The following is a 26,641-nucleotide window of genomic DNA, read 5'->3' as shown; positions in this document are numbered from 1 at the left end:
GTCAGCGGTGGTTCTTGGCGCGGAGCTTGGAGAACAGCCCGCCGTGCTTGGTGCCGTTGGACGCCAGGGTCGGGACCTCTTCGCCGCGCTGCTGGGCCAGCTCGACGAGGAGTTCGCGCTGGGCTTCGTCGAGCTTGGTCGGGACCACGACGTCGATGTGGACGTGCAGGTCGCCGCGGCCGTCGACGCGGCCGGAGGACCGCAGCCGCGGCATGCCCTTGCCGGTCAGGACGAGCTCGGCGTTGGGCTGGGTGCCCGGCTCGACGTCGAGTTCGTAGTCGCCGTCCACGAGGGTCGAGATCGGCACCGTGGCGCCGAGCGCGGCCGTGGTCATCGGGATGCGGAAGTTGCAGTGCAGGTCGTGGCCCTGCCGGACGAAGACCTCGTGCGGGGTCTCGTCGATCTCGACGTACAGGTCGCCGGCCGGGCCGCCGCCGGGGCCGACCTCGCCCTGGCCGGAGAGCCGGATGCGCATGCCGTCGCCGACGCCCGGCGGGATCTTCGCGGTGACGTTGCGGCGGGCGCGGATGCGGCCGTCGCCGCCGCACTGGCGGCAGGGGTCCGGGATGACCTCGCCGAAGCCGCGGCAGACCGGGCACGGGCGGGCCGTGACGACCTGGCCGAGGAACGACCGCTGGACGGACTGGACCTCGCCGGCGCCGCCGCAGGTGTCGCAGGTCTTGACCGAGGTGCCCTCGCTGGTGCCCGCGCCGCGGCAGAGGTCGCAGACGATCGCCGTGTCGACGGCGATCTCCTTGTCGACCCCGGTGGCGCACTCCTCGAGGGAGAGGCCGAGCCGGATCAGCGCGTCGGAGCCGGGCTGGACGCGGCTGCGCGGGCCACGCCCGCGCCCCCCGCCCCCGCCGGCCGCGCCGAAGAAGGCGTCCATGATGTCGCCGAGGCCGCCGAAGCCGGCGAACGGGTCGCCGCCACCGCCGCCGCGCGCGCCGCCGTCCATCGGGTCGCCGCCGAGGTCGACGATCTTGCGCTTCTGCGGATCGGACAGCACCTCGTAGGCCGTCGTGACCTCGCCGAACTTGTGCTGCGCGTCTTCCGACGGGTTGACGTCGGGGTGCAGCTCCCGGGCCAGCTTCCGGTACGCGCGCTTGATGTCCTGATCGCTCGCGTTCTTGGCCACCCCGAGGATGCCGTAGTAGTCCCTCGCCACCGTCTCTGCTTCTCCTTCTGCTCTGCCCGGCTCAGCGGCCGGCCAGGATCTGCCCCACGTAGTTGGCGACCGCCCGCACCGCGGCGATCGTGCCGGGGTAGTCCATCCGGGTCGGGCCGACCACCCCCATGCCGCCGAGCACCACGTCGTCGCGGCCGTAGCCGATCGAGACGACCGAGGTGCTGCGCATCTGCTCGTCTTCATTTTCCTCACCGATGCGCACCGTGATCGCACCGGGGTTGCGCGCGGCGGCCAGGAGCTTGAGCACGACGACCTGTTCTTCGAGTGCTTCGAGCACCTGGCGCAGCGAACCCGGGAAGTCGGCGACGTTGCGCGTGAGGTTCGCGGTACCGCCGAGCACCAGGCGTTCTTCGGGGTGTTCGGCCAGTGACTCGACCAGGACCGTGGTGACGCGGATGAGCGTGTCCCGCAGTTCGCCGGGCGACTTGTCGGGCAGCTCGGCGACGCGCGCCGCGGCTTCGTTGAGCCGCCGTCCGGCCATGGCCGTGTTGAGCACGCTGCGGAGCCGGGCGACGTCTTCTTCGGTGATGACGTCACCGAGGTCGACCGTGCGCTGGTCCACGCGCCCGTTGTCGGCGATCAGCACCAGCATCAGCCGCGCCGGGGTGAGCGGCACCACTTCGAGGTGGCGCACCTTGGCGTTGGTCAGCATCGGGTACTGGACGACGGCGACCTGCCGGGTCAGCTGCGCGAGCAGCCGGACCGAGCGCTTGAGGACGTCGTCGAGGTCGGTGCCGCTGTCGAGGAACGTGGTGATGGCCTTGCGTTCGGCGGTGGAGAGCGGCTTGATCTCCGAGAGCCGGTCGACGAAGAGGCGGTAGCCCTTGTCGGTCGGGACGCGGCCGGCACTGGTGTGCGGCTGCGTGATGTACCCCTCTTCTTCGAGCGTCGCCATGTCGTTGCGCACCGTGGCGCTCGACACACCCAGGTTGTGCCGCTCGACGATCGCCTTGGACCCGACCGGTTCCTGGTTGGACACGTAGTCGGCCACGATCGCGCGCAGCACGTCGAAGCGGCGCTCATCCGCGTTGGCCACCGGTTCCTCACCTACCTCGCTCGCTGCTCGACCCGAGTTTACGGAAGCCTGAGCCGGTCGCGCTCAACGCGCCCGCCCGCGCCGGGTAAAGAGCACGCAAACCGCCGCCCATGAATTGTTCTGGAAATGGGTTTCCCGCTTGAACGGGGAACCGAAAACCGGTTTGCTCCCTCTGAGCCACGCACCCTTCCCCGACTGACGAGGTCGCCGTGAACAATTTTGACCCGGCTTCGGCCGGAATGCCCGAAATCGCCCGGCGCGCGGCCGAGGCGAAGGAGCGGTTGCAGCGTGTCTCGGCGACCGCCACGAGCGCCGACGGAGCCGTCACGGTCACCGTCAACACCGCCGGTGCGCTGCAGGAACTCAGCTTCGGCCCGCGCGCGGACGAGCTGCCGCGGACCCGGCTGGCCCAGACGGTCCTGGCCGCGGCGCGCCGGGCCCAGCTCGACGCGGCGCAGCAGCTGACCGGCATCATGGCGCCGGTGATCGGCGAGCGCAGCGAGGCGATGGAATTCCTCAAGGAACAGATTCCGGCACCCGAAGTCCCCGAAGAACGCACCGGAGAACCGCGCCGGAAACCGCCGTCCGACGACGACTTCGGCAGCCCGATCCTGCGCCGGGGGCTCTGATGGCGATGCGGGTCGACTTCGACGTCCTCGGCGGCCACGAGGACGACATCCGCGAGATCGCCGCCAAGGTCCAGCAGGCGCTCGACGCCGCCGGCACCGCACAGGCCCTCGACTTCGACGCGTTCGGGCTGGTCGGCCAGGTCTTCGCGCTCCCCATCCAGGCGTGGCTGACCACGGCCGACGGCTTCCTCGCCGCGGCGGTCGAGGCCGGCCACGAAGTCGCCGACCGGGTGAAGACCGCGCACACGGCGTTCCGCGAGCACGAGCAGAAGACGAAGAGCCTGATCGAAGGCATCGGCAAGGAGCTGCCGGCATGACCGAGACGCAGGAAAACCCGCTGGTCGCGACGGCCGAGCCGGCCGGCGGCTTCTGGAGCGGCATGGGCGACGGCTCGAAGGGCGAACTCGACAACGTCAACGCGCAGACCGGTGGCGCGGGCATCTTCAGCGACGCCGCCTCTACGCTGACCGACGCCCGCAACGGCGACTGGGGCAACCTCGCCATGGACGTCGGCACCGACGCCCTCGACCTGCTCGGCGCGGCGATGGACCCGCTCGGGACCCTGGCGAGTGCGGGGGTCGGCTGGCTGATCGAGCACATCAGCTTCCTCAAGGACGGCCTCGACAAGCTCGCCGGCAAGCCCGAAGCGATCACCGCCAAGGCCGTGACCTGGACGAACATCGCGAAGCAGCTCACCGAGACGGCCGAGAGCTACGAACAGAAGGCGAAGCAGGTCCAGCAGTCGTTCAGCGACTGCGGGTCCGCGGAGGCGTACCAGCGGACGGCCGAAAGCTACGTCGGCGTCCTGCGCGGCGCCGCGTCCCACGCCGAAGGCGCGTCGACGGCGATGAACGTCGGCGCGGCGCTGGTCGGCACCGAGCGCGGGCTGATCCGCGACCTGATCTCGTCGTTCGTGGGCGAGCTGATCGTGAAGGCGCTGGCCGCGCTGGCGGCGTCGTGGTGCACCTTCGGCGGCACGATCGCGGCGTTCATCGCGGACACGGTGATCGAGGGCGGCGTGCTCGCGGAGAAGATCAGCACGCGCATCGCGAAGATCGTCGAGAAGCTGGAGGGCCTGGCGAAGGGCGCGGGCAAGTCCAAGGCGGCCCTCGAAGGGGCGGCGAACGCGCTGAAGAAGGCGGGCAAGGCGGCCGACCGGATCGTGGACAAGAGCGTCGAGACGGCGGCGGGCATCGAGCGGAAGGCCACCGAGCTCAAGCAGGCGGGCCGGGAGGCGAAGTCGGCCGAGGAGACGGCGAAGGGCTGGAGCGACGCCGCCAAGGAGCACGTCCCGGGCCGCGAGAAGCTGGAAGGTCCGGGCCAGTACTCCGAGGAGGGCCGCAGCGTGCTGAACCAGCACAAGGTCCTCGACCCGAACGAAAAGGTGCACTGGAACACCGCCGACACCGTCGGCGTGGCGACCGAAGGCCACCGCCAGGAGAACGAGCAGTACGACCGCTACCACGAGGCCCAGGAGGCCTACGAGAAGGAACACCCCGAAGGCGAGGGCGAGTGAACGACCGGCCCGAGGTGGAGCTGGCCAACCGCAACGGCCGGCTCCACCCCGCGCAGCGCGGCGCGCTGCTCGACCTGAACTTCTGGGTGGCGGCGGTCCTCGCGATCGCCGGTCTCGTGGCCACGGTGGGCGTCGCGGTCGCGGGCGCTGCCGTGGCCGCCGTCCCGCTCCTGGCGATCACCGGCTGGTTCGCGTTCGTCTGCTGGCGCCGGCTCGCCGACGCCTTCGGCGGCCGGCTGGTCGCCGTGACGGGCTGGACGCACGACTTCGACACCGCCCGCCTCACCGACGAGTACCCGATCGGCCTGCACCGCAGCCCGGAGGGGTTCAAGAGCCTCGAGTCGTTCAGCCTCCGCGCCGGCGGCCGGACCTACCCGCTGGAGCGGAAGCTCCGCGAGCGGATCCAGCCCGGCCGGACCAACACCGTGCTCGTCGCACCCCGGAGCAAGCGGCTGGTCAACGTCCTGCCCGCCTAGGTCTTCAGCGGCGAGCTTCGATCACCAGGTCCCCGCGGGTCGCCCTGCGGAGGTGGTCACTGGCGAGCACGTCGTGCGGGTAGCCGAGTTCGATCGCGGAGACCTCCTGGAGGCGAGCCAGGTGCGAAGCGGTGAAGGCGACCTCCAAGGCACCCAGGTTGTCTTCCAGCTGCGCGAGGGTGCGGGCGCCGATGACCGGTGCCGTCACGCCCGGGTTCTGCAGGGGCCACGCCAGCCCGACCTGGGCGGGGGTGCGGCCCAGCTCGGCGGCGACCTCCTGCACGACGTCGGCGACGGCGAGGCTGCGTTCGGTGACCAGGCCCAGGCCCGCGTTGAAGCTCTTGCGGTTGCGTTCGCCGCTTGTCGCGGTCAGGTCGGCGTGGCGGTACTTGCCGGTGAGCAGGCCGCCCGCGAGCGGTGAGTACGGCGTCACCCCCAGCCCCATCGCCCGGGCCATCGGGATCAGGTCCCGCTCGGCCGCCCGGTTGACGAGGTTGTACTCGACCTGCAGCGCGATCAGCGGCGACCAGCCGCGCAGGTCGGCGATGGCCTGCATGCGCGCGACCTCCCACGCCGGGACGTTGGACATCGCCACGTACCGGACCTTGCCCTGGCGGACCAGGTCGTCCAGGCCGCGCAGGATCTCCTCCACCGGCGTCGTGAAATCCCAGACGTGCAGGTAGAGCAGGTCGAGGTAGTCGGTGTTCAGCTGCCGCAGGCTGGCCTCCACCGACGCGAAGAGGCTCTTGCGGTGCGGGCCGCCGGAATTCGGGTCACCGGGCCGGCGCAGCGTGGTGTACTTCGTCGCCAGCACCAGGCTCTCACGGTGGTCGCGCGCGAACTCGCCGAGCAGGCGCTCGGAGCTGCCGTCGGTGTAGGTGGGCGCGGTGTCGACGAAGTTGCCGCCGCGCTCGACGTAGGTGTCGAACAGCTTGCGCGCGTCGTCCTCCTCCGCGCCCCAGCCCCACTCGGTGCCGAAGGTCGCCGTGCCCAGCGCCAGCGGGGAGACCCGCAGCCCGGAGCGGCCCAGCAGCCGGTAGGTGTCAAGGGTGAGGGACATCAGGTCCTCCTGTGCTCGGAATCCGTCGGGCACCAGCCTGTGCTCACCGCGGACCGGGGGTAAGGGAGAGGACGTCCTGGGAACACGAGTCCTACCTCCGGTGGTTGCACCGGGCATGATCACCCCGACCGACGAGCTCGCCGCGTTCCTGCGGACCCGGCGCGAGCGCCTGGACCCGGGCGACCTCGGGTTGCCCGCTCGCCGGCAAGCCCGGCGGACCCCGGGTCTGCGCCGCGAAGAGGTCGCCGAACTGGCCGGCGTCAGCGTCGACTACGTCGTGCGGCTCGAGCAGGGGCGGGGGCTGCGGCCTTCGGCGGACGTGGTGGCGGCCCTGTCCAGGGCGCTGCGCCTGACGCCTGCCGAACGCACCTACCTCTTCGACCTGACCCGGCAGCGCCCGGACCACGCCGTCGAGCCCGCGACCACCGCGGTGCCGTCACTGGCCCGGCTGGTCGCCGACCTGTCCCCGCTGCCGGCCATGCTGATGAACCACCGCTACGACATCCTCGCCTGGAACGGCGAAATGGCGGGGCTGCTCCTGGATTTCGCCACCCTGCCGCCGTCGCGGCGCAACGCGATGTGGCTGTGCCTGCGGCACCCGGAGATCCGCGACTCCTACGTCGACCGCGAGCGCGTGGTGCGGGACGGCATCGGTCACCTGCGCGCCGCGTGGGCCGCCCACCCGGACGATCCGGCGTTGCTCGGCCTCATCGCCGAATGCACCCGGGACGAGGAGTTCGCGCGGCTGTGGGCCGAGCGGGACGTCAAGGCCACCGGCCGCGGGAGCAAGGTGCTGCGCCATCCCGCGGCCGGCGTCCTCGCGGTGGACTTCGAAGTGCTCCTGCCCCTCCAGGACACCGATCAGCGGGTGATGATCGGCCGGCCCGCGGACGAGGCGAGCCGGAAGGCGCTCGCCCGCGCCGGCGCGTCGTGAGTGGTAAGGCGCGTTAGAACGCGCCTTACCACTCACGAGCCGCGCTCAGGAGTTGCGGGGGAAGCCCAGGTTGACCCCGGCGTGCGAGCGGTCCGGCCACCGCGACGTCACGACCTTCGTCCGGGTGAAGAAGTGGAACCCTTCGGGCCCGTACGCGTGGCTGTCGCCGAACAGCGAGTCCTTCCAGCCCCCGAACGAGTAGTAGCCGACCGGCACCGGGATCGGCACGTTGACGCCGACCATGCCCACCTCGACCTCGTTCTGGAACCGGCGGGCGGCCGCACCGTCGCCGGTGAAGATGGCCGTGCCGTTGCCGTACGGGTTGGCGTTGATCAGCGCCAGCGCGTCGTCGTAGGAGGCCGCGCGGGCCACCGAGAGCACGGGGCCGAAGATTTCGTCGGTGTAGATCGACATCTCCGGGCGGACGTGGTCGAACAGCGTCGGGCCGAGCCAGAAGCCGCCCTCGGAGACCTCGATGCCCCGGCCGTCCACCACCAGCGACGCCCCCGACGACACCCCGGCGTCCACATAGGACTCGACGCGGGCGTGGTGGGCCGCGGTGACCAGCGGGCCCATCTCCGACTCCGGGTCGCGGCCGTCGCCGACGCGCAGCCGGGCCATCCGTTCGGCGATCTTCTCCACGAGGGCGTCGCCGATCGGGTCGACGGCCACGACCACCGACACCGCCATGCACCGTTCTCCCGCCGAGCCGAAGCCGGCCGACACCGCGGCGTCGGCGGCCAGGTCGAGGTCGGCGTCCGGCAGCACCACCATGTGGTTCTTCGCCCCGCCGAGGGCCTGGACGCGCTTGCCGTGCCGGGTGCCGGTTTCGTAGACGTAGCGCGCGATCGGCGTCGACCCGACGAACGAGATCGCCTTGACGTCGGCGTGTTCGAGGAGCCCGTCGACGGCGGCCTTGTCGCCGTGCAGCACGTTGAGCGCGCCCGCGGGCAGCCCGGCCTCGGCGAACAGCTCCGCGATGAACACCGCCGCCGACGGGTCCTTCTCGCTCGGCTTGAGCACCACGGTGTTCCCGCAGGCCAGCGCGTTCGGGACGAACCACAGCGGCACCATGGCCGGGAAGTTGAACGGCGAGATCACGCCGACCACGCCCAGCGGCTGCGCGATCGAGTAGACGTCGACGCCGGTGGAGGCGTTCTCGCTGAACCCGCCCTTGAGCAGCTGGGCGGCACCGCAGGCGAACTCGACGTTCTCGATCGCACGGGCGATCTCGCCGGCCGCGTCGGACTCGACCTTGCCGTGCTCGCTCGTGATGATCTTCGCCAGCTCGTGCTTGCGCGCGGACAGCAGCTCGCGGAAGGCGAACAGCACCCGCGTCCGCCCGGCCAGCGACGTCCCCCGCCAGCCCGGCAGCGCCGCCTTGGCCGCGGCGACCGCGGCTTCGACCTCGGCCTCACCGGCGAAGTCGACGTGCGCCCGGACCTCCCCGGTGGCCGGGTCGAAGACCTCGCCGGACCGCGCGGCGGTCCCGCCGAACGGCTTGCCGTCGATCCAGTGGCTGATGCGCTCGGTCACGGCAGGCACTCCTTCACTCCGGCAACGTCCCCCCGAGTCTCCGGGCGACCGCCACGCCAGGCCATCGGCAACGTGTACGGACTCGCCGTCGCGGCCGTACAGTCTGTCCCTGCCGATCACTCGAGGAGCCATGTACCCGACCGTCGCCGAGGTCCTCGCGCTGCCGGTGCTGCGCCAGGGCCGTCCGCACGTCGTCGCCGGCGCCGCCGGGCTGGACGCGCCGGTGCGCTGGGCGCACGTCGCCGAGGTCGCCGACATCGCCCACCTGCTGCGCGGCGGCGAGCTGGTGCTGACCACCGGCGTCGCCCTGCCCGACGACGGCCCGGCCCTCGCCCGGTACGTCGCCGACCTGGCCGGGGTCGGCGCGGCCGGCGTCGTGGTCGAGCTGGTCCGGCACTGGAGCGACAAGCTGCCCGCCGCGCTGGTCGGCGCGGCCGAGGAACACGGGCTCCCCCTCGTGACGCTCTCCCGGGAGACGCGGTTCGTGAGCGTCACCGAGGCGGTCAACGGCCAGATCGTCGACGCCCAGGTCGCCGAGCTGCGCGCCGCCGAGCGCGTGCACGAGACGTTCACCGCGCTGACGGTCGCGGGCGCCGAACCCGGCGTCGTCCTGGGCGAGGTCGCCCGGCTCACCGAGCAGCCGGTGGTGCTGGAGACGCTCTCCCACGAGGTCCTCGCCTACGACGCGGCCGGCACCGACCCGGCCGAGCTGCTCACCGGCTGGCCGGCCCGGTCGCGGGTGGTCCAGGTCGGCGAGCGCACCGGCTACCACCCGGGTTCGGGCTGGCTGGTGACCGTGGTCGGCGCGCGCGGGCACGACTGGGGACGGCTGATCCTGGTCTGCGCCGACCAGCCACCGCACCGCCACCGGGTGGTCGCCGAGCGGGCCGCGTCCGCGCTGGCCGTGCACCGCCTGGTCGCCAAGGAGTCCGACGGTCTCGAACGCCAGGCCCACCGCGCGGTGCTCGCCGAGCTGCTCGCTTCGCCCGCCCCGACGGCGGAGCTGCTGGCCCGGGCTTCGGCGCTGGCCGTACCGCTGCCCGGACGGCAGCTGGTCGGGCTGGCCGTCCGGCCGCGGCTGGCCGGAACGGCGCGGCCGGCGCTGTCCACGCCGCCGGTGCTGCGCGAGCTGGCCGAGGCGACGGTGCTGGCGGCGCGCCGCGCGAAGGTCTCGGCGCTGGTGGCGACGGACGACCTCGGCGTGCGGGCCCTGCTCGCGCTGTCCCCGGAGGCGAACGCCGAGGCCGTGCTGCACCGGCTCGCCACCGACGTCCACGAAGCCCGCGGCAGCGCGCCGGGGGTGCTCGCGGTCGGCACGACGGTGTCGTCCCCCGCCGAAGCCCGCCGGACGTTGCTGGAGGCGGCCCAGGTCGCGGCGGCCGCGCTGGGCACGGGCGCGGACCGGGTGGTGCACCGGTTGTCGGACGTCCGCCTGCGCGGCCTGCTGCACCTGCTGTCCGGCGACGACCGCGTGACGGCCTTCGCGGCCCGGGAACTCGGGCCGTTGCTCCAGCGCGACGCCGCGACCGGCAGCCGGCTGGTGCAGGCGCTGCGGCACTACTGCGAGCAGGGCGGCAACAAGTCGGCGGCGGCCGCGGCGGCCCACACCTCCCGGACGGCCTACTACCAGCAGCTCGCCCGGATCGAGCAGGTCTTGGGAGTGCGGCTGGAGGACCCGGAGTCGATGTTGTCGCTCTACGTGGCCCTGCTGGCCGCGGACCTCACCCGGACGAGCGAAGAAGACTCACCCGGACGTGCAGCACAGTGATCGGCGCCGGACGGCCGATGACACCGATATGGCCCTATTCCCCTTCGCAGCTTGTGTGCTGAGTCTCGGCTGCCTCGCGCCGGCGCAGCCGCCGGCCTCGACCCTGCAGCTGACCACCCACGACACCGCCGGCCGGATCGGCTCGGTGGTGCTGACGTGCGACCCGGTGGGTGGCACGCACCCCCAGCGCGACAAGGCGTGCGAGGTGCTTTCGGGTGCCGGCGGCGATTTCTCGCGGATCAACGCGCGGCACCAGGCGTGCACGTTGATCTACGCCCCGGTGGACGTCGCGGCGATCGGTACCTGGCGCGGGAAACCGGTGTCGTTCGACACGACGTACGCGAACCGCTGCGAGGCCGACCGCGACTCGGACGGCGTCTTCGCGTTCTGATTTCGACTCTGCTGACGCAGCGCCGCGACAGCTGAACGGCATCACCTGATGGGGCACGGCCTGCTCCCGGGCAGGCTGTGCCCATGCCACCACCGATCGCCACTCCCCGGGCCCGTGCGCTGGGGTTCGGGATGAAGAGAGCCAGGCAGGCGCGGAATCTGAAGGTCCGGGAACTGGGCCGGTTGATCGACGTAGCGCCCCAGAACATTTCAAATTGGGAGAGCGGCAAACGCATCCCGAAGCTCGAAGAGCTCGGCACGATCCTCGGCGCCCTCAGGGTGGATCCGGCCGAACGCGCCCGGCTTCTCAACCTCGCCCGCTACGCCAACGACCCCAACTGGCTCGAACAGCACGTGCCTCCGAAGCTGGCGACCTTTGTCGAGTACGAGCAGACCGCCGCGGCGATGGCGGAATGGGCGACCGGGCTGATGCCCGGACTGCTGCAGACTCCCGCTTACATCAAGGCGCTCTTCACCTCCACGGCGCTGCCCCCGCGGGAGATCGAAACCCGGCTGATGATCAGGATCACCCGCCGCGAAGTGCTGACCGGCTACCCGCCGTTGGAATACCGCGCCCTGCTCAGCGAATCTGTGCTGCACCAGAACATCGGCGGCGCGGAGGTGATGGCCGAACAGCTCCGCCACCTGCTCACCGTCGCCCGCGCCCGCAATGTTTCGGTGCGCATCGTTCCGGGCGGCCTCGGCTACCACCCCGGCCTCTACGGGCCTTTCGTCATCTTCGACTTCCACGACCTGCCGCCGATCGTGCATCTCGAGCACTATCGCGGCAGCGGCTATGTCTACGATCAGAACCACCTGGCCGATTACCGCGCGGCCATGCAGGACTTGTCCGCCCTGGCGCTCGGCGAACCCGAATCGCTCCAGCTCATCCAGGGGGTGCTCGCGGAACTGGAGGCCTGAAATGTCAGATGCCAGCTGGCGGAAGTCGTCTCACAGCGGCGAAGAGACCAACTGTGTCGAAGTTCGGCTCGCCGGGCTGTCGCAGATCCGCGACACGAAAGACCGCGCGGGCGGCACACTCTCCGTTACCACCCGATCGTGGGAAGCCCTGGTGGCCTCGTTGAGCGCGCGGAAGCCGCCGGGCCGCCCCCACGACGGCCCGGTGGCTTCCGCGTAACTCCTAACCACGCGCTACCCGCCGGTCCGGTTCAGCCGCAGGCGGTGGCCGGGCCGAACCTCACGTCCCGGGCCGCCGAGCGGCTGAGGTTCCAGGCCGGCCAGCCGTCTGAGGTTCCGTCGGTGCCGTCGCGCAGGACCTGCCGCAGCACGCACGTGCGCAGTGGTTCCGCCAGGCGGTCCGAGACGACCGGGACCACGTCGGCCGAAAACCGGGCCAGGTAGCGGTCGTCGAGGGTCTTGCCGGCGGCCGCGCGGTCGAGGTTGGCTTCGGCGATGAGGCGTTCCGGGTCGAGGAGGGCGAGGCCGAGCAGTGCCGCCGCGGCCGTGCCGATCGCCGCGCGGGGCAGCCATGCCGGGCGCAGCCGGATCAACGACACGAGCACCAGCACGAACACCGCGCCGAACCAGAGTTCGCAGACCTCGACCAGCAGCCGCAGCACGGTGAAGCCGTAGGCCTGCTGGTAGGTCCACATCCGGCTCAGCGCCGAGCCGACGAGCACCAGGGTGAGCGCGCTGAGCGTGCCGAGCAGGACGCGCTGGCGGAGCCGGTCGGCCTTCGTCGAGTCCGGCGCCCACCGCAGCGCCGCGGCGACGATGGCCAGCGTCAGCACGGTGACGGCGCACAGCTGCCAGAAGCCGCCGCGGGCGTACTCCGCCGACGTCAGGTTGCCGGTGCGCAGGACGTACTCGGTGCCGCCGAAGAGCACGACCAGCCGAACCCCGACGAAGACGCTGAACACCAGGACGAGGACGACCAGCGGGACCGTCCACTCCAGACCGTATCCGCTCCGGTGTGGACGGTCGCCCGGGGCGCGGCGCGGTGGCGCGGCGAGGAAGTAGCAAGCCCCGGCGACGACCAGCCCGACGACGGCGAACACCGAACACCACCGCACGAGCGTCGCGACGCTGAGATCGGGGACCATGGCGGTGACGACGGCGGCGAAGGCGGCATCGGCACTGGCCAGCAGCGGCACGAAGACCCCGACGAGCCCGGCGGCGGCCAGCACGGCCAGCGCGATCCGCCGGGCGACCCCGTCACGGCGGGCGGTGAAGCGGCCGGCCCCGCGCCCGACCCACGGAATGGCCCGGAAGGCCTCGATCGGGACGGCGAGCATGTCGTAGAGCACGGAGTGCGCGGTCCGCTCCCCGACCACGGCCAGCGACCCGGCCACGACGGCGGCGATGACGCAGAGGACGAACAGCCACCCCGACGCCCGCACGGCCCCCACGGCGAGCAGCCCGAGCGCGAGCGCGGCCCACCCGCCGCTACGCCAGGTGAAAGCGCCTTCCGCCCCGGCACGCGAACGCCGATCGGCCACGACCACAGCGGCGGCGACGGCCAGCCCGGAGAGCAGCCACCCGATCCCGGGCCGGTCGACGGGCAGCAGCAGCGCCCCGGCCACCCCGGCCAGCCCGGCGGCCGGCAGGACGGCGGGCGGCAGCGGAACGACAGCGGACTTCGGCGGCGGCAACGGCCGCATCAGCACGGGCGGAGCGGCCACGGCGACCCCACCGCCCGTGGCCGCGGGCGGCCCGGCCGCCATTTCCGGACCACGGGCCTCGCCGGTCTCCCGCGTGACCGGCGATCGCTTGCCCCGGGGCACCCCGGAACCACCGACATGAGTCTTGGGCATTTCGCCTCTTCCTCGAGATCCCACGTTCACTTTTGCGAATACCGGCGTCCGCACCCCTCCGGGCACCGCGCCGGGCAGGGCTAAGCCGGCAGCGTCACCCGGATCCGGCTCCCCGTCCCCGGCGCCGGATCCACCACCCCGATCGTTCCCCCGTGCAGTTCCACCGCCCACCGGGCGATCGCCAGCCCCAGCCCGGTGCCCCCGCCCGAGGGCCGCTCGCCGCGGGTGAACCGCTCGAACACCCGCTCCCGGTCCGCCGGCGCGATCCCCGGTCCCTCGTCGCACACGTCGATGCGCACGTCGGCCGGCCGCACCTGGGCGACCACCCGGACCTGGCCACCCGCCGGGCCGTGGCGGGCCGCGTTCTCCAGCAGGTTGGCCACCACCTGGAACAACCGGCCGCGGTCCGCCGTCACCATCGCGCCCTCCGGGGACACCGACACCTCGAACGTCACCCCGCGGCCGGCGAACGCCGCCTCCCCCACCACTTCCGACAGCAGCGACCACAGCGAGAACGACGTCTTGTGCAGCGGGATCGCCCCCGCGTCCAGCCGGGACAGGTCCAGCAGCTCGTCCACCAGCGTCGCCAGGCGCTCGGTCTGCCGCAACGCCGTCTTCAGCGTCCCCGGATCGGGCTCCTCGACGCCGTCGACGAGGTTCTCGAGCACCCCGCTCAACGCCGTGATCGGCGTCCGCAGCTCGTGGGACACGTTCGCGATCAGCTCCCGGCGCCGCCGGTCCGCGTCGCCCAGGTCGCCCGCCATCTGGTTGAACGCCTGCGCCAGCTCACCCACCTCGTCCCGCGTGGTGGCCCGGATCCGCCGGGTGTAGTCGCCCTTGGCCATCGCCCGCGCGGCCGCCGTCATCTCGCGCAGCGGACGCGTCATGCCGTGGGCCAGCACCTGCGACAACACCAGCGCGAGCACCATCGCGGTGATCGTCGTCTTCGGCGGCAGCCAGCCGATCTGCCAGTTGAAGAACGCGAACGCCACCCCACCGGAGGCGACCATCAGGATCGCCAGCTTCAGCTTGATCGACCGGATCCGGTCGAGCGGTCTCGGCACGAGGTTCACGAGCCCGCCTCCAGCGCGTAGCCGACGCCGTGCACGGTCCGGATCAGGTCGGCGCCGAGCTTCCGCCGCAGCGCCTTGATGTGGCTGTCCACCGCCCGGGTGCCCGCGGACGTGCCGTGGACGTCCCAGTCCCACACCTCCGACAGCAGCCGTTCGCGCGGCTGCACCACCCGCGGCCGCCGCGCGAAGTGCACCAGCAGGTCGAACTCGATCGGCGTCAGCTGCGCCGCGACCCCGGCCCGGGCGACACGCCGCTGGTCGACGTCGATCTCGAGGTCGCCGAGCACGATCCGGGTGCCCGCCACCGAAGCCGAGCGCTCGACCCGCCGCAGCAGCGCGTGCACCCGCGCGGTCAGCACCCGCATCGAAAACGGCTTCGTGAGGTAGTCGTCGGCGCCGACCCCGAGCCCGACCAGCAGGTCGGTCTCGTCGGCCCGCGCGGTCAGCATCAGCACCGGCACCGGGCGGCGGCCCTGGATCCGGCGGCACACCTCCAGGCCGTCGAACCCCGGCAGCATCACGTCGAGCACCACGAGGTCCGGCTCCGAAGCGGTGTCCGCCTCGACGGCGGCCGGTCCGTCGTGGACGACCTCCACCCCGAACCCTTCGGCCCGCAGCCGGGCCGCGATCGACGCGGCGATCGTGACGTCGTCCTCGACGACGAGCACCCGCCGCCCACCCAGTTCCATGACCACGACCCTAAGCACCTCCGGTGGAGACGGTTCGCGTGAAGTGTGAAGATCCTGTGGAGACGTTTCACCCGCTTTTCCGGTTGATGACGGCCGGATGTGTGACGCGGTTCATGCACTCCGCTCCCCTCCGCGCAATCGACAGACTGCACTCCTGATCAGCGAAGAGTGAACAGACTGCCGTTGCCACGGCGATGACCAGGCGCGCAGGATTCCGCAATGGCGCCGACACCCGCAGACCAGCGCGTGCACGACGACGGCCGGGTCGAGCTCGACCCCGCCGACGTCCGGTCTCTCGAAGGCAGCCGGTTCTTCAACGAGGAACTGGCCCCCGTCCCGGTCGAAAAACGGACCTGGACCACCTACAACTACTTCGCGCTCTGGATGGGGATGGCCCACAACATCCCCAGTTACGCCCTGGCCGCGTCGCTCATCGCGCTCGGCATGAACTGGGTGCAGGCGCTGCTCACGATCACGATCGGCAACCTGGTCGTGCTCGCCCCGATGCTGCTCAACAGCCACGCGGGCACCAAGTACGGCATCCCGTTCCCGGTGTTCGCCCGCGCGTTCTACGGCCTGCGCGGCGCCAACCTGGCCGCGCTGCTGCGCGCGTTCATCGCGTGCGGCTGGTTCGGCATCCAGACGTGGGTCGGCGGCGAGGCCATCTACGTCATCCTGGGCCGCCTGCTCGGCTCGTGGTGGCGCGACTCCGCCGTCGTCGGCGGGCAGCACTGGACGCTGTGGCTGTCCTTCGTGGTCTTCTGGATCGGCCAGATGCTCATCATCTGGCGCGGCATGGACGCGGTCCGCCGGTTCGAGAACTGGACGGCGCCGCTGGTGTCCGTCGGGTTCCTGATCATGCTCGGGTACGTGCTGGTCAAGGCGGGCGGGCTCGGCCCGATCCTGTCCGACGGCGGCAAGCTCGGCTGGGGCCCGGACTTCTGGAAGGTGTTCGCGCCGTCGCTGATGGCGATGATCGCGTTCTGGTCGACGCTGTCGCTGAACATGCCGGACTTCACCCGCTTCGGCGGCAGCCAGCGCAAGCAGGTCCGCGGCCAGATCCTCGGCCTGCCGACGACGATGACGTTCATCGCCGTCGTGGCCATCCTGACCACCTCGGGCGGGCACGTGCTCTACGGCGAGGACATCTGGGACCCGGCGAAGCTGGCCGACAAGTTCACCAGCCCGGCCGTGGTCGTCGTCGCGCTGGTCGCGCTGGTGCTCGCCACGATCTCGGCGAACCTCGCGGCCAACGTCGTCAGCCCGTCCTACGACTTCTCGAACGCGTTCCCGAAGAAGATCACGTTCGCGGTCGGCGGCGGGATCACCGGCGTCGTCGGCGTCCTGATCCAGCCGTGGCGGCTGTACTCCGACCCGAACATCTACATCTTCGCCTGGCTCGGCTTCTACGGCGGGCTGCTCGGCGCGGTCGCCGGCGTGCTCGTCGCCGGGTACTGGGTCGTCAACCGCACGAAGCTGCGGCTGAAGGACCTCTACACACCCGATGGGGTGTATTGGTTCAGCGGGGGCTGGAACTGGCGCGCGCTGGTCGCCACGCTGGTGGGAGCACTGCTCGCCGTCGGTGGCGCCTACGGCGGGCCCTTCCCCGCCGCCGGGCTCATCCCGTTCCTCAAGCCGCTTTACGACTACAACTGGGTGATCGGCCTGGTCGGCGCCTTCGTCGTGTTCGCCGCCCTCGCCCTGCCTTCAAAGAAGCCGTCAACCCATGAGAAGGAGGAAGCAAGTGAGCGTCGTCCGAGCCGGATTGATCCAGCAGCGGTGGACGGGTGACAAGGAGTCCATGATCAAGGCGGCGGTCGACCACATCGCCACCGCCGCTTCGCAGGGCGCCCAGGTCGTCTGCCTCCAGGAACTGTTCTACGGGCCGTACTTCTGCCAGGTGCAGGACGCGGACTACTACTCCTACACCGAGGCCATCCCCGACGGCCCGACGACGCAGCTCATGCAGGAGGTGGCCGAGCGGCACGGGATCGTGCTGATCGTGCCGATGTACGAGGTCGAGCAGCCCGGCGTCTACTACAACACCGCCGCGGTGATCGACGCCGACGGCACCTACCTCGGCAAGTACCGCAAGAACCACATCCCGCAGGTCAAGGGGTTCTGGGAGAAGTTCTACTTCCGTCCCGGCAACCTCGGCTACCCGGTGTTCGACACGGCCGTGGGCCGCATCGGCGTCTACATCTGCTACGAGCGGCACTTCCCGGAGGGCTGGCGCGCGCTCGGCCTGGCCGGGGCGAAGATCGTGTTCAACCCGTCGGCGACCAGCCGCAGCCTGTCGCAGTACCTGTGGAAGCTGGAGCAGCCGGCGGCCGCGGTGGCGAACGAGTACTTCGTCGGCGCGATCAACCGGGTGGGTGTGGAACCGCTGGGCGACAACGACTTCTACGGCCAGACGTACTTCGTCGACCCGCGCGGCCAGCTGATCGACGAAGCCGCGTCCGACACCGAAGACGAGGTCGTGGTGCGCGACCTCGACCTGTCGCTGCTCGAGGAAGTCCGGAACACGTGGGCGTTCTACCGCGACCGCCGCCCGGACACCTACGGCCCGCTCGCGGAGGCCTGATGACCACGCTCATCCAGGGCGGTCAGGTGGTTTCGCCGTCCGGCGCGCTCCTGGCGGACGTCCTCGTCGACGGCGAGACCATCGCCGCCGTCGGGGCGCCCGGGACGCTGACCGGCGACGAGACGATCGACGCCACCGGGAAGTACGTGCTGCCCGGCGGCATCGACGCCCACACCCACATGGAGATGCCGTTCGGCGGGACGCACTCCGTCGACACCTTCTCCACCGGCACCACGGCCGCGGCGTGGGGCGGCACGACCACGATCATCGACTTCGCCGTGCAGGCCAAGGGCACGTCCCTGCTGTCCACACTGGACAAGTGGCACGCCAAGGCCGACGGCAACTGCGCGATCGACTACGGCTTCCACATGATCGTCTCCGACGTCAACGACCAGTCGCTGAAGGAGATGGAAGCCTGCGTCGACGGCGGGGTCGGCAGCTTCAAGATGTTCATGGCGTACCCGGGGGTGTTCTACTCCACGGACGGGGAAATCCTGCTGGCGATGCAGAAAGCGCGCGAAATCGGCGCTACGATCATGATGCACGCCGAAAACGGCATCGCGATCGATCAGCTGGCCGCGCAGGCTTTCGAGGCAGGCAAGATCGATCCCGTGCAGCACGGCCTGACCCGGCCGCCCGAGTTGGAAGGAGAGGCGACATCACGAGCGATCCAGTTGGCCAAGGTGACCGGTTCGCCGCTCTACATCGTGCACCTGTCGGCGTCGCAAGCGCTTGCGGCGGTCGCGGAAGCGCGTAACGAGGGGCAGAACGTCTTCGCGGAGACGTGCCCGCAGTACCTGTACCTGTCCATTGAGGACTTGGCGAAGCCGGACTTCGAGGGCGCGAAGTACGTGGCTTCGCCGCCGCTGCGGGAGAAGTCGCACCAGGCCGACTTGTGGCGCGGGCTGCGGACGAACGACCTGTCCGTGGTGTCCACCGACCACTGCCCGTTCTGCTTCAAGGACCAGAAGGAGCTGGGCCGCGGCGACTTCCGGGCCATCCCGAACGGGATGCCGGGCGTCGAACACCGGATGGACCTGCTGCACCAGGGTGTCGTGGCCGGTCAGCTGACGCTGGGGCGGTGGGTCGAGACGTGCTCGGCCACCCCGGCGCGGATGTTCGGGCTGTACCCGCGCAAGGGTGTCATCGCGGCGGGTTCGGACGCGGACATCGTGATCTACGACCCTACGGCGACGCAGACGCTGTCGGCTGAGACGCACCACATGAACGTGGACTACTCGGCGTACGAAGGGTTCGAGATCACCGGCCGGGTGCACACGGTGCTTTCGCGTGGGCGCGTTGTCGTGTCGCCTGCCGGTTTCTCGGGTTCGACGTCACACGGCAAGTTCCTGTCCCGTTCGCTGAACCAGTACCTGAACTGAGGCCGCGATGGATTTCGGGATCGTGCTGCAGACCGACCCGCCCGCGCGGGACGTCGTGCGGCTCATGAAGGACGCCGAAGCCGCCGGGTTCCGGTACGGCTGGACGTTCGACTCCTGCGTGCTGTGGCAGGAACCGTTCGTGATCTACTCGGCGATCCTGGCGGCGACGTCGTCGCTCGTCGTGGGGCCGATGGTGACCAGCCCGGGCACGCGGGACTGGTCGGTGATGGCGTCGACGTTCGCCACGCTCAACGACATGTACGGCAACCGGACGGTCTGCGGCATCGGCCGCGGCGACTCCGCCCACCGGGTGGTCGGCAAGCCGCCGTCCACCTTGGCCACCGTCCGCGAGTGCATGCGCGTGGTCAAGGACCTCGCCGAGGGCCGCTCGGTGACCATGAACGAGAAGACCGTGCAGATCCCGTGGATCTCGAACGGGCAGCTCGAGATGTGGATGGCCGGCTACGGGCCGAAGGCGCTGCAGACGGTCGGCGAGCACGCCGACGGCTTCATCCTCCAGTGTGCGGACCCGGCGATCGCCCGCTGGACGATCGGCGCGGTCCGCGACGCGGCCCGGGCGGCCGGGCGGGACCCGGCCGGCATCACGATCTGCGTCGCGGCCCCGGCGTACGTCGGCGACGACCTCCCGCACCAGCGCGAACAGCTGCGCTGGTTCGGCGGGATGGTCGGCAACCACGTCGCGGACCTGGTGGCGCGGTACGGCTCGTCGGGGGCGGTGCCGCGGGAGCTGACGGACTACATCCGCGAGCGGGAAGGGTACGACTACAGCCACCACGGCAAGGCGGGCAACCCGTCGACGGAGTTCGTCCCGGACGAGATCGTCGACCGGTTCTGCCTGCTGGGGCCGCCGTCGGCCCATGTCGAGCGGCTGCAGGAGCTGGCCGAGCTGGGCGTGGACCAGTTCTCGCTGTACCTGATGCACGACGACCGCGAGGCGACGCTGGCGGCGTACGGGTCGCAGATCATCCCGAAGCTCACCGCGTAGGGCCCGCCCTACCCCGGTTCCGGGGGTGCGCACCAGCGCGCCCCCGGTCCCGGTGCCGGGACGATCGGGACCATGAATTCTCCGAAACTCCGTGCTGCGCTGGCTCTGGGGGCCGCCGCGAGTGTGGTCGCGGTGAGTGCGCCCACGGCCGTGGCGAGCCCCGCCGGAACAGTTTGGGAAGCCTCCTGCACGGCCGGCTACGAATGCGGCCACCTCGACGTGCCAATGTCCTATCAGGACCCATCCGCCGGTTCCGCGTCGATCGCCATCGGCCGGCTGCCCGCCACCGACCAGGCCCACAAACTGGGCACCATCTTCTACAACCCCGGCGGCCCGGGTTCGTCCGGCCGGTTCGCGCCCGCGTTGACACCGTTCCTGCACGAGCGTTACGACATCGTCGGGTTCGACCCGCGCGGCGTCGGCGCGAGCTCGAAGATCCACTGCTTCACCGATCCGTCGCAGCTCGAGGTGCTGCAACGAGCATTGGGCACCTTCCCGCTGACCCGCGCGGCCGAGCAGCAGCAGATCGCGGACACCCGCACGATCACCGACCTCTGCGAACAGAACGCAGGCCCGCTGGCGAACCACCTATCGACGGGCACGATCGCCCGCGACCTCGACCGCCTGCGCGCGGCCTTCGGCGAGCCGAAGCTGCGGTACTACGGCAAGTCGTACGGCACGTACCTCGGCGAGACCTACGCCAACCTGTTCCCCGGCCGCGTGGGGTCCTTGGCACTCGACGCGGTCGACGACCCGGCCCGCTGGTCGACCGGCCCCGGCCCGATGAGCTACCGCCTGCAGGGCTTCTCGGACGCCCCACGAGCCCTACAGTCCTTTTTGGACGCCTGCGCAGCGCGCTGTCCCTTCGACTACTCCGCTCTCTTGGACCGCCTGGCGGCGGGTCCGATCACGGTGACCGACACGGCCGGGCGGCAGGTCACCGTCACGTACCAGAGCGCGATCGCCCAAATCCACAACTACTTGACCGATGCCGAGGCCGCGCCCCAGCTGGCCGCGTTCCTGCAGGCCCTGTCGGACCCGGCGTCCCCCGCACCGGCCGCGGCGGGCGCACCACCGGACATCGACTCCCTCCTCGGCGGCGGCGCAACGCTGTGTTCGGACGCGGAGAACCCACGCGATCCGGCGGTGTGGTGGAACTACGCTCGCCGCGCCGACCAGATCGGCCGCGGCTTCGGCCCGTACGACGTGTACAAGACGCTGCCGTGCGCGACTTGGGACGTCACGGACACGGGCCGCTACGCAGGCCCATGGAACCACCCGACGGCACCGATCCTCCTCCTGGCCAACCGCCAGGGCGACCTGGAGACGCCATACGCGGGCGCGCAACGGACTGAACGTCTGCTGGGCAACGCCCGCTTGCTGAGCCTGGACACGTACGGCCACGGTTCCCGAGGCAAGAGCGCCTGCATAGACGCGGCGCTGGACCGCTACTTCGGCATGGGCGCGGTGCCCGCCCCGGGCACGGTTTGCGCACCGGACCGCGGTCCTTTCGGCTGAGGCCCGCCGACTTGGTCAAGTATTTGCCACCCGGCTGCGATAACGGTTGATTCATCCCTGATTTTCTCTGGGCCGAGGCAGTAACAGACGGAACGGAGTCACCGATCCAGATATCGAACCATCGTGACCGGACGACGAATCACCACTTCGGAATCCGGACCAGTTCCCGCACAGAACGGCACCGGAATGGACATCGCGGAACGCGCGCAAGCCCTCGCCCTGAAGATCCGCAAGCACAAGGAGGGCATCGAGACGGAAGAGGCGACCAAAAACGCCTTCGTGATGCCGTTCATCAGCACTGTCCTCGGTTACGACGTGTTCAACCCGGCCGAGGTGATCCCGGAGTTCACCGCGGACGTGGGCACGAAGCGGGGCGAGAAGATCGACTACGCGATCGTGCACAACGGACAGGTTCAGGTTCTTGTCGAAGCGAAGAAGATCAACGATCCGCTTCGCATCGAGCACGCTTCCCAGCTGTTCCGCTACTTCGCCGTGACGAACGCCAGGATCGCCGTCCTGACGAACGGCCAAGTGTACGAGTTCTACACCGACCTCGACGCGCCGAACCGGATGGATGCGAAGCCGTTCCTCGTGCTGGACTTCGCCGACATCGACGACACCCTGCTGCCCGAACTGGCCAAACTCACGAAGGAGTCCTTCGATCTCGACTCGGTCATCAGCGCCGCGGGCGAACTGAAGTACATCGGGCAGCTGAAACGCATCCTCGCGGCCCAGTTCAAGGAACCCGAGGACGAATGGGTCAAGTTCCTGACCTCGCGGGTGTACGAAGGTGCGATCACCCAGCGCGTCCGTGACCAGTTCGGCCCGCTGGTGGCCAAGGCGGCCCGTCAATTCCTCAACGAGCAGGTCAACGACCGTCTGAAGAACGCGCTCGGCGGTCCTGATTCCTACGTGAGCGTGTCGAGCGGCAGCGTCGTCCCACCGGAGCAGCAGGAACCGGGGCCGGTTGCCGAAGCCGCTTCCGTCGAGGAGAACGAGCGGGTCGTCACGACCGAGGACGAGCTGGAAGGCTACCGGATCGTCCGCGCGATCGTCTGTGCCGAGGTCCATGCCTCAAGGGTCGCCGCACGAGACACCCAGACCTACTTCGGTGTTCTCCTGGATGACAACAACCGCAAGCCGATTGCCCGGCTGTGGTTCAACCGGTCCAAGAAGTATCTCGGCGTGTTCGACGAGAACAAGGTCGAGACCCGGCTGCCGATCACCACGGTCGAGGACATCTACCAGCACGCGGACCACTTGAGGACCACGGTGGCGAGGTACCTCGCCACCGCGCATGCCCAAGCGGCGACATCCGAGCCGGCTGCACCCGCTCAGCCCGCCGCCGCTTGGTAAGGCGGATCAGCTGACGTTCAGTCCACCAGTGCTTGGTAGACCAGCTGCCGCAGCTGGGGGCGCAAGCGGTAGGTGCTCGATGGCAGCAGCTGCGTGTAAAACCCCACCGTCAAATCCTTGTCCGGGTCCACCCAGAACGCCGTCGAAGCGGCGCCGCCCCAGGCGAACTCTCCTGCCGACGACAGCGTGCGGGCCTTCACCGGGTCCTGCAGTACCGAGAAGCCCAAGCCGAAACCGTGGCCGTCGAAGGGCATCTCCGCGAACAGTGGGCGGCCGAACTCCTCCAGGTCCACGCGGCCCGGCAAGTGGTTGCTCGCCATCAAGGACACCGTTCGCGGGGCGAGCAACCTGACGCCGTCCCGTTCTCCGCCACGCCGGAGCATCTCCGTGAAACGCCAATAGTCCGCCGCCGAGGAGACCAGGCCGCCGCCGCCTGAGAGGCAGTCCGGGCGGGTTGTGCCCATTCGGCCGAAGGCGTCGTTGCGGGTGGCTCGGCCCGATGCCGGGTTGCGCACGTACATCGCCGCCAAGCGGGATGGGGACGAGGCCATGAAACCCGTGTCCGTCATGCCCAGGGGGGCGAAGATCCGCGACTCGAAGAACTCGTCCAGCGGAAGACCGGACACCACCTCGACGAGCCGGCCGAGGACGTCCGTCGCGATCGAATAGTTCCACTCCGTGCCCGGCTGGAAGACCAACGGCAGCGCCGCCCACTGCGCGGAACACGCCGCCAGGTCGAGGCCCGGCGGCGTGCCCCATTCGAAGCCCGCCGCGCGGTAGATCGCGTCCACCGGGTGACCGTGGTGGAAGCCGTACGTCAGGCCCGCCGTGTGGGTCAGCAGGTGCCAGACGCGGATCGGCGAAGTGGCGGGCTCGGTCGACGGCGCCAGCGCCGAGCCCTTCACGTACACCCGCGGCGACGCGAACTCCGGCAACCAGCGCGAGATCGGGTCGTCCAGCTCCAGCAAGCCCTCTTCGGCGAGCATCATCGCCGCGACCGAGGTGACCGGCTTGGTCATCGAGAAGAGCCGCCACAACGTGTCCGTCTCCACCGGCAGCGACGCTTCCACGTCCCGGTGCCCGCCGCGGCCCAGGTGGACGATGCGGCCGTGCCTGCTCACCACCGCGAGCCAGCCCGGCAACCGGCCATCCTCGACGTACCGGTCGAAATGCGCGTCGATCCGGGAAAGCCGTGCCGCGTCGAAGCCGGCCTCGGCCGGGTCGACGTCCACTTCGAAGTCCGCCATGCGGGCGAGGTTACTTCTCCCGCGCCCGCTCGGCCGCCTTCTCCTCGCGCCACGCCTCGTCATTCTTCCCGTAGCGCCAGTAGCCCGAGATCGACAGCAGTTCGCGCCGTACCCCGCGCTCGTCGAGCAGGTGCCGCCGCAGCTCGCGCACGAACCCCGCCTCGCCGTGGACGAACGCCTGGACGACGCCCTCGCGCCACGGCAGCTCGCGCACCGCGGCCGCGACATCGCCGCCCGACGCCCGGTGCAGCCAGGTGATCTGCGCGTCCGCCTTCGTCACCAGCGGCTGCTCCTCGTCCGCGTTCTCGACGAGGATCACCGCGTGCGCCGGGACTCCAGCGGGCAACGCTTCGAGCGACGCCGCGATGGCCGGCAACGCGCTTTCGTCCCCCGCCAGCAGGTGCCAATCCGCCTCGGCGCCGGGCGCGTACGCGCCGCCCGGGCCCAGCACCAGCAGCTCGTCGCCCGGCTGGGCCGAGGCCGCCCACGGACCCGCGATGCCCTCGTCGCCGTGGTGGACGAAGTCGAGGACGAGCTCGCCGGCCTGCGGGTCGAACCCGCGGACGGTGTAGGAGCGCTGCCGCGGCCAGTGCTCGCGCGGCATGGTCGCCCGGCACTCCTGGACGTCGAACGGCTCCGGGTACTCGACGCCGGGCACCTTGAACAGCACCTTCACGTAGGCGTCGGTGAACTCGTTCGGCGTGAAGTCCGCGATCCCCTCACCGCCCGCGACGATCCGGATCATGTGCGGGGTCAGCCGCTCGGTCCGCAGCACCCGCAGTCGCGCCGCGGGACGCCCGGACCGCCGGGGTGCTTCAGCCATCGGCCACTCCAACCATCGCTAAGGCTTACCTAAGTCAGCCTACGCGCCAAAATCGGCACGCGGCTACTCAGGTGTACCCAGTTCCGCGAGCAACCTCCCGAACCCGACGGCCACCTCCTTCCGGAATCCGACGAAGAACCGGTTCGCCAACGGCACACCCCATCGCCCACGCGCAGCCGCGTTGACCACCCGGTGCTCGACGCGCGCCCCGGCCGGATCGGCCGTGACCCGGTACTCGCCGCGGTACCACCAGCCGCCCTGCACCGCGACGAACCCGCGCTCCCGATCGACCTCCATCCGCATCGGGTGGCCGCCGCCCAGCTTCCGCCGCAGCCGTTCGAACACCTCCGCCGGCGGCCGCGCGACCACCCCGGACGCCTCCGCAAGCGTTTTCACCCGCGCGGATCCGAAACCCGCGTGTTCTGGAACGCGGTGATCAGCCATTCGCCCCCTTCCCGGACCATTACGAAGGAAACGGTCGACTCGCGCCCTTCGTCGGCGACCTCCGCCCCAGTCAGCGACGACCCACCGCCGACGACGGCCACGGCGACGTCCGGCCGGACGAACCGCACCTTTGCCGCCTCGCCCAGCGACCCGGTGAGCTTCGACCCCCGCAACGGCCCCTCGAACAAGGCCCGGTGCGAACTCTCGATCGCCTCCCGCCCCGGGAAGTTCGCCCCGAAGAACGTCACGTAATCCGCATCTTCGGTGAAGAGCCGCCCGTACGCGGCGGCATCTCCCGAGTTCCAGGCGTCGGTGAGCCGGCCCAGCACCCCACGAACCTCAGCGGTAGCAGTCATCGGATCCCCCTTCGAACAACGTTCGTCTTACGTACACCGTTCTACTCTCGAACGCTGTTCGCGTCAAGTACAGTGTTCGGGTGACACTTCCGCCGCCCCCATGGCGCAGCGCCCCCCGCCGGCGCGCCGCGAAACCCGTCCTCTCCCAGGCCTCGATCGTCCGCGCGGCCTTGATCGTGCTGGACGACGAGGGGTTCGACGCGGTCACCATGCGGCGGATCGCCCAGGAACTGGAGACCGGACCGGCGTCGCTCTACGCGCACGTCTCGAACAAGGACGAACTGGCGGAGCTGATGCTCGACGCCGTGCTGGCCGACGTGGCCGTCCCCGAGCCGGACCCGGCGCGCTGGGACGAGCAGGTCAAGGACCTCGTGCGCGACCAGATCCGGGTGATGGCCGCGCACCGCGGCATCGCGCGCATCGCGTGGGACATCGCCGTGCCGGTCACGCCCAACTCGCTGAAGCAGGGCGAGGGGATGCTCGCCCTGCTTCGCGCGGGCGGGTTGACGCTCAAGCAGGCGACCTTCGCGGGCGACGCCCTTTCCCTCTACGCGAAGGCGTACGCCTACGAAGCGAGCGGCTGGACCTGGGGCGAAATCGACCAGACGGAAGCCGGCGAGCGCGGCAAGCAGATGGTGGCGTACATGCGGTCACTGCCCGCCGAATCGTTCCCCAACATGCTGCAGGTCGGCGAGTTCTTCTCCGCGGAGACAGCGAAGGAACGCCTCGAGTTCGCACTCGAGGCGTTCCTGGCCGGACTGAAAGCGCTGGTGAAGAACTAGGTGTGATGTTCAGGGACGTTGTCCCGAGTTGAGGTGACCGGTGACGGCCTGTCGTGCAGACAGGTGAAGGCCT

27 protein-coding genes are annotated in these 26,641 nt (G+C 70.5%); 16 read left to right on the top strand and 11 right to left on the bottom strand.

From position 1 onward, the window contains the following. Position 1 precedes the first annotated feature (1 nt). Together dnaJ and hrcA are read right to left on the bottom strand one after the other, a co-directional pair. Positions 2-1,168, bottom strand: a complete 1,167-nt coding sequence (gene dnaJ / locus C2L58_RS28965) for a molecular chaperone DnaJ (protein ID WP_103340846.1) — start codon at positions 1,166-1,168, stop codon at positions 2-4. 31 nt (positions 1,169-1,199) lie between these two features. Beyond that, the gene (gene hrcA / locus C2L58_RS28960) at positions 1,200-2,225 is read right to left on the bottom strand and encodes a heat-inducible transcriptional repressor HrcA (protein WP_103340845.1); all 1,026 of its coding nucleotides are present in this window, start codon (positions 2,223-2,225) and stop codon (positions 1,200-1,202) included. Positions 2,226-2,434: 209 nt separating this feature from the next. Here hrcA and C2L58_RS28955 point away from each other — a divergent pair, with 209 nt between their 5' ends. Genes C2L58_RS28955 through C2L58_RS28940 form a run of 4 tightly spaced genes read left to right on the top strand, consistent with a single transcriptional unit; the run spans position 2,435 to position 4,846 of the window. Next, positions 2,435-2,854 (top strand): YbaB/EbfC family nucleoid-associated protein, encoded by a 420-nt coding sequence (locus tag C2L58_RS28955; RefSeq protein ID WP_103340844.1) that lies wholly within the window; start codon positions 2,435-2,437, stop codon positions 2,852-2,854. After that, positions 2,854-3,171: a type VII secretion target gene (locus C2L58_RS28950; RefSeq protein ID WP_103340843.1), complete on the top strand. Its 318-nt coding sequence runs from the start codon at positions 2,854-2,856 to the stop codon at positions 3,169-3,171. Before C2L58_RS28955 ends, C2L58_RS28950 begins: the two co-directional genes overlap by 1 nt. After that, the gene (locus C2L58_RS28945; protein WP_103340842.1) at positions 3,168-4,370 is read left to right on the top strand and encodes a PPE domain-containing protein; all 1,203 of its coding nucleotides are present in this window, start codon (positions 3,168-3,170) and stop codon (positions 4,368-4,370) included. Before C2L58_RS28950 ends, C2L58_RS28945 begins: the two co-directional genes overlap by 4 nt. Further along, on the top strand, positions 4,367-4,846 hold the full coding sequence (locus tag C2L58_RS28940; RefSeq protein ID WP_103340841.1) for a hypothetical protein: 480 nt from the start codon (positions 4,367-4,369) through the stop codon (positions 4,844-4,846). Before C2L58_RS28945 ends, C2L58_RS28940 begins: the two co-directional genes overlap by 4 nt. 4 nt (positions 4,847-4,850) lie before the next feature. On the opposite strand, the gene C2L58_RS28935 is transcribed toward C2L58_RS28940, so the two are convergent. Next, positions 4,851-5,906 (bottom strand): aldo/keto reductase, encoded by a 1,056-nt coding sequence (locus tag C2L58_RS28935; protein ID WP_103340840.1) that lies wholly within the window; start codon positions 5,904-5,906, stop codon positions 4,851-4,853. 115 nt (positions 5,907-6,021) lie between these two features. On the opposite strand from C2L58_RS28935, the gene C2L58_RS28930 reads away from it, so the two are divergent. Then, positions 6,022-6,840, top strand: coding sequence for a helix-turn-helix domain-containing protein (locus tag C2L58_RS28930; RefSeq protein ID WP_103340839.1), 819 nt, complete (start codon positions 6,022-6,024; stop codon positions 6,838-6,840). Between the two features lie 45 nt (positions 6,841-6,885). Here C2L58_RS28930 and C2L58_RS28925 read toward each other — a convergent pair whose 3' ends face one another. After that, the gene (locus C2L58_RS28925; RefSeq protein WP_199191488.1) at positions 6,886-8,376 is read right to left on the bottom strand and encodes a CoA-acylating methylmalonate-semialdehyde dehydrogenase; all 1,491 of its coding nucleotides are present in this window, start codon (positions 8,374-8,376) and stop codon (positions 6,886-6,888) included. Positions 8,377-8,506: 130 nt separating this feature from the next. Between C2L58_RS28925 and C2L58_RS28920 the strand changes: the two genes are divergently transcribed. The 4 genes from C2L58_RS28920 to C2L58_RS28905 all read left to right on the top strand — a co-directional run bounded on the left by C2L58_RS28920 (position 8,507) and on the right by C2L58_RS28905 (position 11,672). Beyond that, a complete protein-coding gene (locus C2L58_RS28920) occupies positions 8,507-10,144 on the top strand; it encodes a PucR family transcriptional regulator (protein WP_103340837.1) in 1,638 nt (545 codons plus the stop codon). A gap of 28 nt (positions 10,145-10,172) precedes the next feature. After that, the gene (locus C2L58_RS28915; RefSeq protein WP_199191487.1) at positions 10,173-10,535 is read left to right on the top strand and encodes an SSI family serine proteinase inhibitor; all 363 of its coding nucleotides are present in this window, start codon (positions 10,173-10,175) and stop codon (positions 10,533-10,535) included. Between the two features lie 83 nt (positions 10,536-10,618). Beyond that, the gene (locus tag C2L58_RS28910) at positions 10,619-11,455 is read left to right on the top strand and encodes a helix-turn-helix domain-containing protein (protein WP_233226003.1); all 837 of its coding nucleotides are present in this window, start codon (positions 10,619-10,621) and stop codon (positions 11,453-11,455) included. Position 11,456: 1 nt separating this feature from the next. Next, positions 11,457-11,672 (top strand): DUF397 domain-containing protein, encoded by a 216-nt coding sequence (locus C2L58_RS28905; RefSeq protein ID WP_103340834.1) that lies wholly within the window; start codon positions 11,457-11,459, stop codon positions 11,670-11,672. Between the two features lie 31 nt (positions 11,673-11,703). On the opposite strand, the gene C2L58_RS28900 is transcribed toward C2L58_RS28905, so the two are convergent. From C2L58_RS28900 to C2L58_RS28890, 3 genes are all read right to left on the bottom strand, one after another. Next, positions 11,704-13,218 carry a DUF4153 domain-containing protein gene (locus C2L58_RS28900; RefSeq protein ID WP_103340833.1) on the bottom strand — a complete coding sequence of 505 codons (1,515 nt, stop codon included), beginning with the start codon at positions 13,216-13,218 and terminating at the stop codon, positions 11,704-11,706. A gap of 170 nt (positions 13,219-13,388) precedes the next feature. Continuing rightward, the gene (locus tag C2L58_RS28895) at positions 13,389-14,381 is read right to left on the bottom strand and encodes a HAMP domain-containing sensor histidine kinase (RefSeq protein WP_103340832.1); all 993 of its coding nucleotides are present in this window, start codon (positions 14,379-14,381) and stop codon (positions 13,389-13,391) included. Continuing rightward, the gene (locus C2L58_RS28890) at positions 14,378-15,049 is read right to left on the bottom strand and encodes a response regulator transcription factor (RefSeq protein WP_199191495.1); all 672 of its coding nucleotides are present in this window, start codon (positions 15,047-15,049) and stop codon (positions 14,378-14,380) included. Before C2L58_RS28890 ends, C2L58_RS28895 begins: the two co-directional genes overlap by 4 nt. Before the next feature lie 240 nt (positions 15,050-15,289). Between C2L58_RS28890 and C2L58_RS28885 the strand changes: the two genes are divergently transcribed. The 6 genes from C2L58_RS28885 (at position 15,290) to C2L58_RS28860 (ending at position 22,916) form a co-directional block, all read left to right on the top strand. After that, positions 15,290-16,861, top strand: coding sequence for an NCS1 family nucleobase:cation symporter-1 (locus C2L58_RS28885; protein ID WP_103340830.1), 1,572 nt, complete (start codon positions 15,290-15,292; stop codon positions 16,859-16,861). Positions 16,862-16,871: 10 nt separating this feature from the next. After that, on the top strand, positions 16,872-17,654 hold the full coding sequence (locus C2L58_RS28880) for a nitrilase-related carbon-nitrogen hydrolase (RefSeq protein WP_233226006.1): 783 nt from the start codon (positions 16,872-16,874) through the stop codon (positions 17,652-17,654). Further along, entirely contained in the window at positions 17,654-19,036 is a 1,383-nt protein-coding gene (gene hydA, locus C2L58_RS28875) for a dihydropyrimidinase (protein WP_103340828.1), read from the top strand. The genes C2L58_RS28880 and hydA overlap by 1 nt, the downstream gene beginning before the upstream one ends. Before the next feature lie 7 nt (positions 19,037-19,043). Next, positions 19,044-20,042 (top strand): TIGR03842 family LLM class F420-dependent oxidoreductase, encoded by a 999-nt coding sequence (locus C2L58_RS28870; protein WP_103340827.1) that lies wholly within the window; start codon positions 19,044-19,046, stop codon positions 20,040-20,042. A gap of 72 nt (positions 20,043-20,114) precedes the next feature. Continuing rightward, positions 20,115-21,560 carry an alpha/beta hydrolase gene (locus C2L58_RS28865; protein WP_103340826.1) on the top strand — a complete coding sequence of 482 codons (1,446 nt, stop codon included), beginning with the start codon at positions 20,115-20,117 and terminating at the stop codon, positions 21,558-21,560. 186 nt (positions 21,561-21,746) lie between these two features. Next, positions 21,747-22,916: a type I restriction endonuclease gene (locus C2L58_RS28860; protein ID WP_103340825.1), complete on the top strand. Its 1,170-nt coding sequence runs from the start codon at positions 21,747-21,749 to the stop codon at positions 22,914-22,916. 17 nt (positions 22,917-22,933) lie between these two features. Here the strand turns inward: C2L58_RS28860 and C2L58_RS28855 are convergent, their stop codons facing one another. The 4 genes from C2L58_RS28855 to C2L58_RS28840 all read right to left on the bottom strand — a co-directional run bounded on the left by C2L58_RS28855 (position 22,934) and on the right by C2L58_RS28840 (position 25,786). Continuing rightward, positions 22,934-24,163, bottom strand: coding sequence for a serine hydrolase domain-containing protein (locus C2L58_RS28855; protein WP_103340824.1), 1,230 nt, complete (start codon positions 24,161-24,163; stop codon positions 22,934-22,936). A gap of 10 nt (positions 24,164-24,173) precedes the next feature. Next, complete coding sequence (locus tag C2L58_RS28850) at positions 24,174-24,986, bottom strand: siderophore-interacting protein (RefSeq protein WP_199191485.1); 813 nt, start codon at positions 24,984-24,986, stop codon at positions 24,174-24,176. A gap of 63 nt (positions 24,987-25,049) precedes the next feature. Next, complete coding sequence (locus C2L58_RS28845) at positions 25,050-25,382, bottom strand: hypothetical protein (protein WP_233226000.1); 333 nt, start codon at positions 25,380-25,382, stop codon at positions 25,050-25,052. Then, positions 25,379-25,786 carry an SgcJ/EcaC family oxidoreductase gene (locus tag C2L58_RS28840; protein WP_103340821.1) on the bottom strand — a complete coding sequence of 136 codons (408 nt, stop codon included), beginning with the start codon at positions 25,784-25,786 and terminating at the stop codon, positions 25,379-25,381. The genes C2L58_RS28845 and C2L58_RS28840 overlap by 4 nt, the downstream gene beginning before the upstream one ends. An 80-nt stretch (positions 25,787-25,866) precedes the next feature. Here C2L58_RS28840 and C2L58_RS28835 point away from each other — a divergent pair, with 80 nt between their 5' ends. Further along, positions 25,867-26,568: a TetR/AcrR family transcriptional regulator gene (locus C2L58_RS28835; protein ID WP_255410583.1), complete on the top strand. Its 702-nt coding sequence runs from the start codon at positions 25,867-25,869 to the stop codon at positions 26,566-26,568. Positions 26,569-26,641: the final 73 nt, after the last annotated feature.

This window comes from Amycolatopsis sp. CA-126428 (assembly GCF_002904335.1).
GTDB lineage: Bacteria > Actinomycetota > Actinomycetes > Mycobacteriales > Pseudonocardiaceae > Amycolatopsis.
The sequence above is the reverse complement of the archived record's forward strand: the minus strand, read 5'-3'. Positions and strand labels throughout refer to the sequence as shown.

Coding starts and splice junctions, on each gene's coding strand:
- C2L58_RS28900 (WP_103340833.1), bottom strand. CDS start 13,218: ATGGCGGCCGGGCCGCCCGCGGCCACGGGCGGTGGGGTCGCCGTGGCC.
- C2L58_RS28880 (WP_233226006.1), top strand. CDS start 16,872: ATGATCAAGGCGGCGGTCGACCACATCGCCACCGCCGCTTCGCAGGGC.
- C2L58_RS28930 (WP_103340839.1), top strand. CDS start 6,022: ATGATCACCCCGACCGACGAGCTCGCCGCGTTCCTGCGGACCCGGCGC.
- C2L58_RS28865 (WP_103340826.1), top strand. CDS start 20,115: ATGAATTCTCCGAAACTCCGTGCTGCGCTGGCTCTGGGGGCCGCCGCG.
- C2L58_RS28840 (WP_103340821.1), bottom strand. CDS start 25,786: ATGACTGCTACCGCTGAGGTTCGTGGGGTGCTGGGCCGGCTCACCGAC.
- C2L58_RS28950 (WP_103340843.1), top strand. CDS start 2,854: ATGGCGATGCGGGTCGACTTCGACGTCCTCGGCGGCCACGAGGACGAC.
- C2L58_RS28945 (WP_103340842.1), top strand. CDS start 3,168: ATGACCGAGACGCAGGAAAACCCGCTGGTCGCGACGGCCGAGCCGGCC.
- C2L58_RS28860 (WP_103340825.1), top strand. CDS start 21,747: ATGGACATCGCGGAACGCGCGCAAGCCCTCGCCCTGAAGATCCGCAAG.
- C2L58_RS28920 (WP_103340837.1), top strand. CDS start 8,507: ATGTACCCGACCGTCGCCGAGGTCCTCGCGCTGCCGGTGCTGCGCCAG.
- C2L58_RS28855 (WP_103340824.1), bottom strand. CDS start 24,163: ATGGCGGACTTCGAAGTGGACGTCGACCCGGCCGAGGCCGGCTTCGAC.
- C2L58_RS28910 (WP_233226003.1), top strand. CDS start 10,619: ATGCCACCACCGATCGCCACTCCCCGGGCCCGTGCGCTGGGGTTCGGG.
- C2L58_RS28935 (WP_103340840.1), bottom strand. CDS start 5,906: ATGTCCCTCACCCTTGACACCTACCGGCTGCTGGGCCGCTCCGGGCTG.
- C2L58_RS28850 (WP_199191485.1), bottom strand. CDS start 24,986: ATGGCTGAAGCACCCCGGCGGTCCGGGCGTCCCGCGGCGCGACTGCGG.
- C2L58_RS28885 (WP_103340830.1), top strand. CDS start 15,290: ATGGCGCCGACACCCGCAGACCAGCGCGTGCACGACGACGGCCGGGTC.
- C2L58_RS28870 (WP_103340827.1), top strand. CDS start 19,044: ATGGATTTCGGGATCGTGCTGCAGACCGACCCGCCCGCGCGGGACGTC.
- hydA (WP_103340828.1), top strand. CDS start 17,654: ATGACCACGCTCATCCAGGGCGGTCAGGTGGTTTCGCCGTCCGGCGCG.
- C2L58_RS28915 (WP_199191487.1), top strand. CDS start 10,173: ATGGCCCTATTCCCCTTCGCAGCTTGTGTGCTGAGTCTCGGCTGCCTC.
- C2L58_RS28905 (WP_103340834.1), top strand. CDS start 11,457: ATGTCAGATGCCAGCTGGCGGAAGTCGTCTCACAGCGGCGAAGAGACC.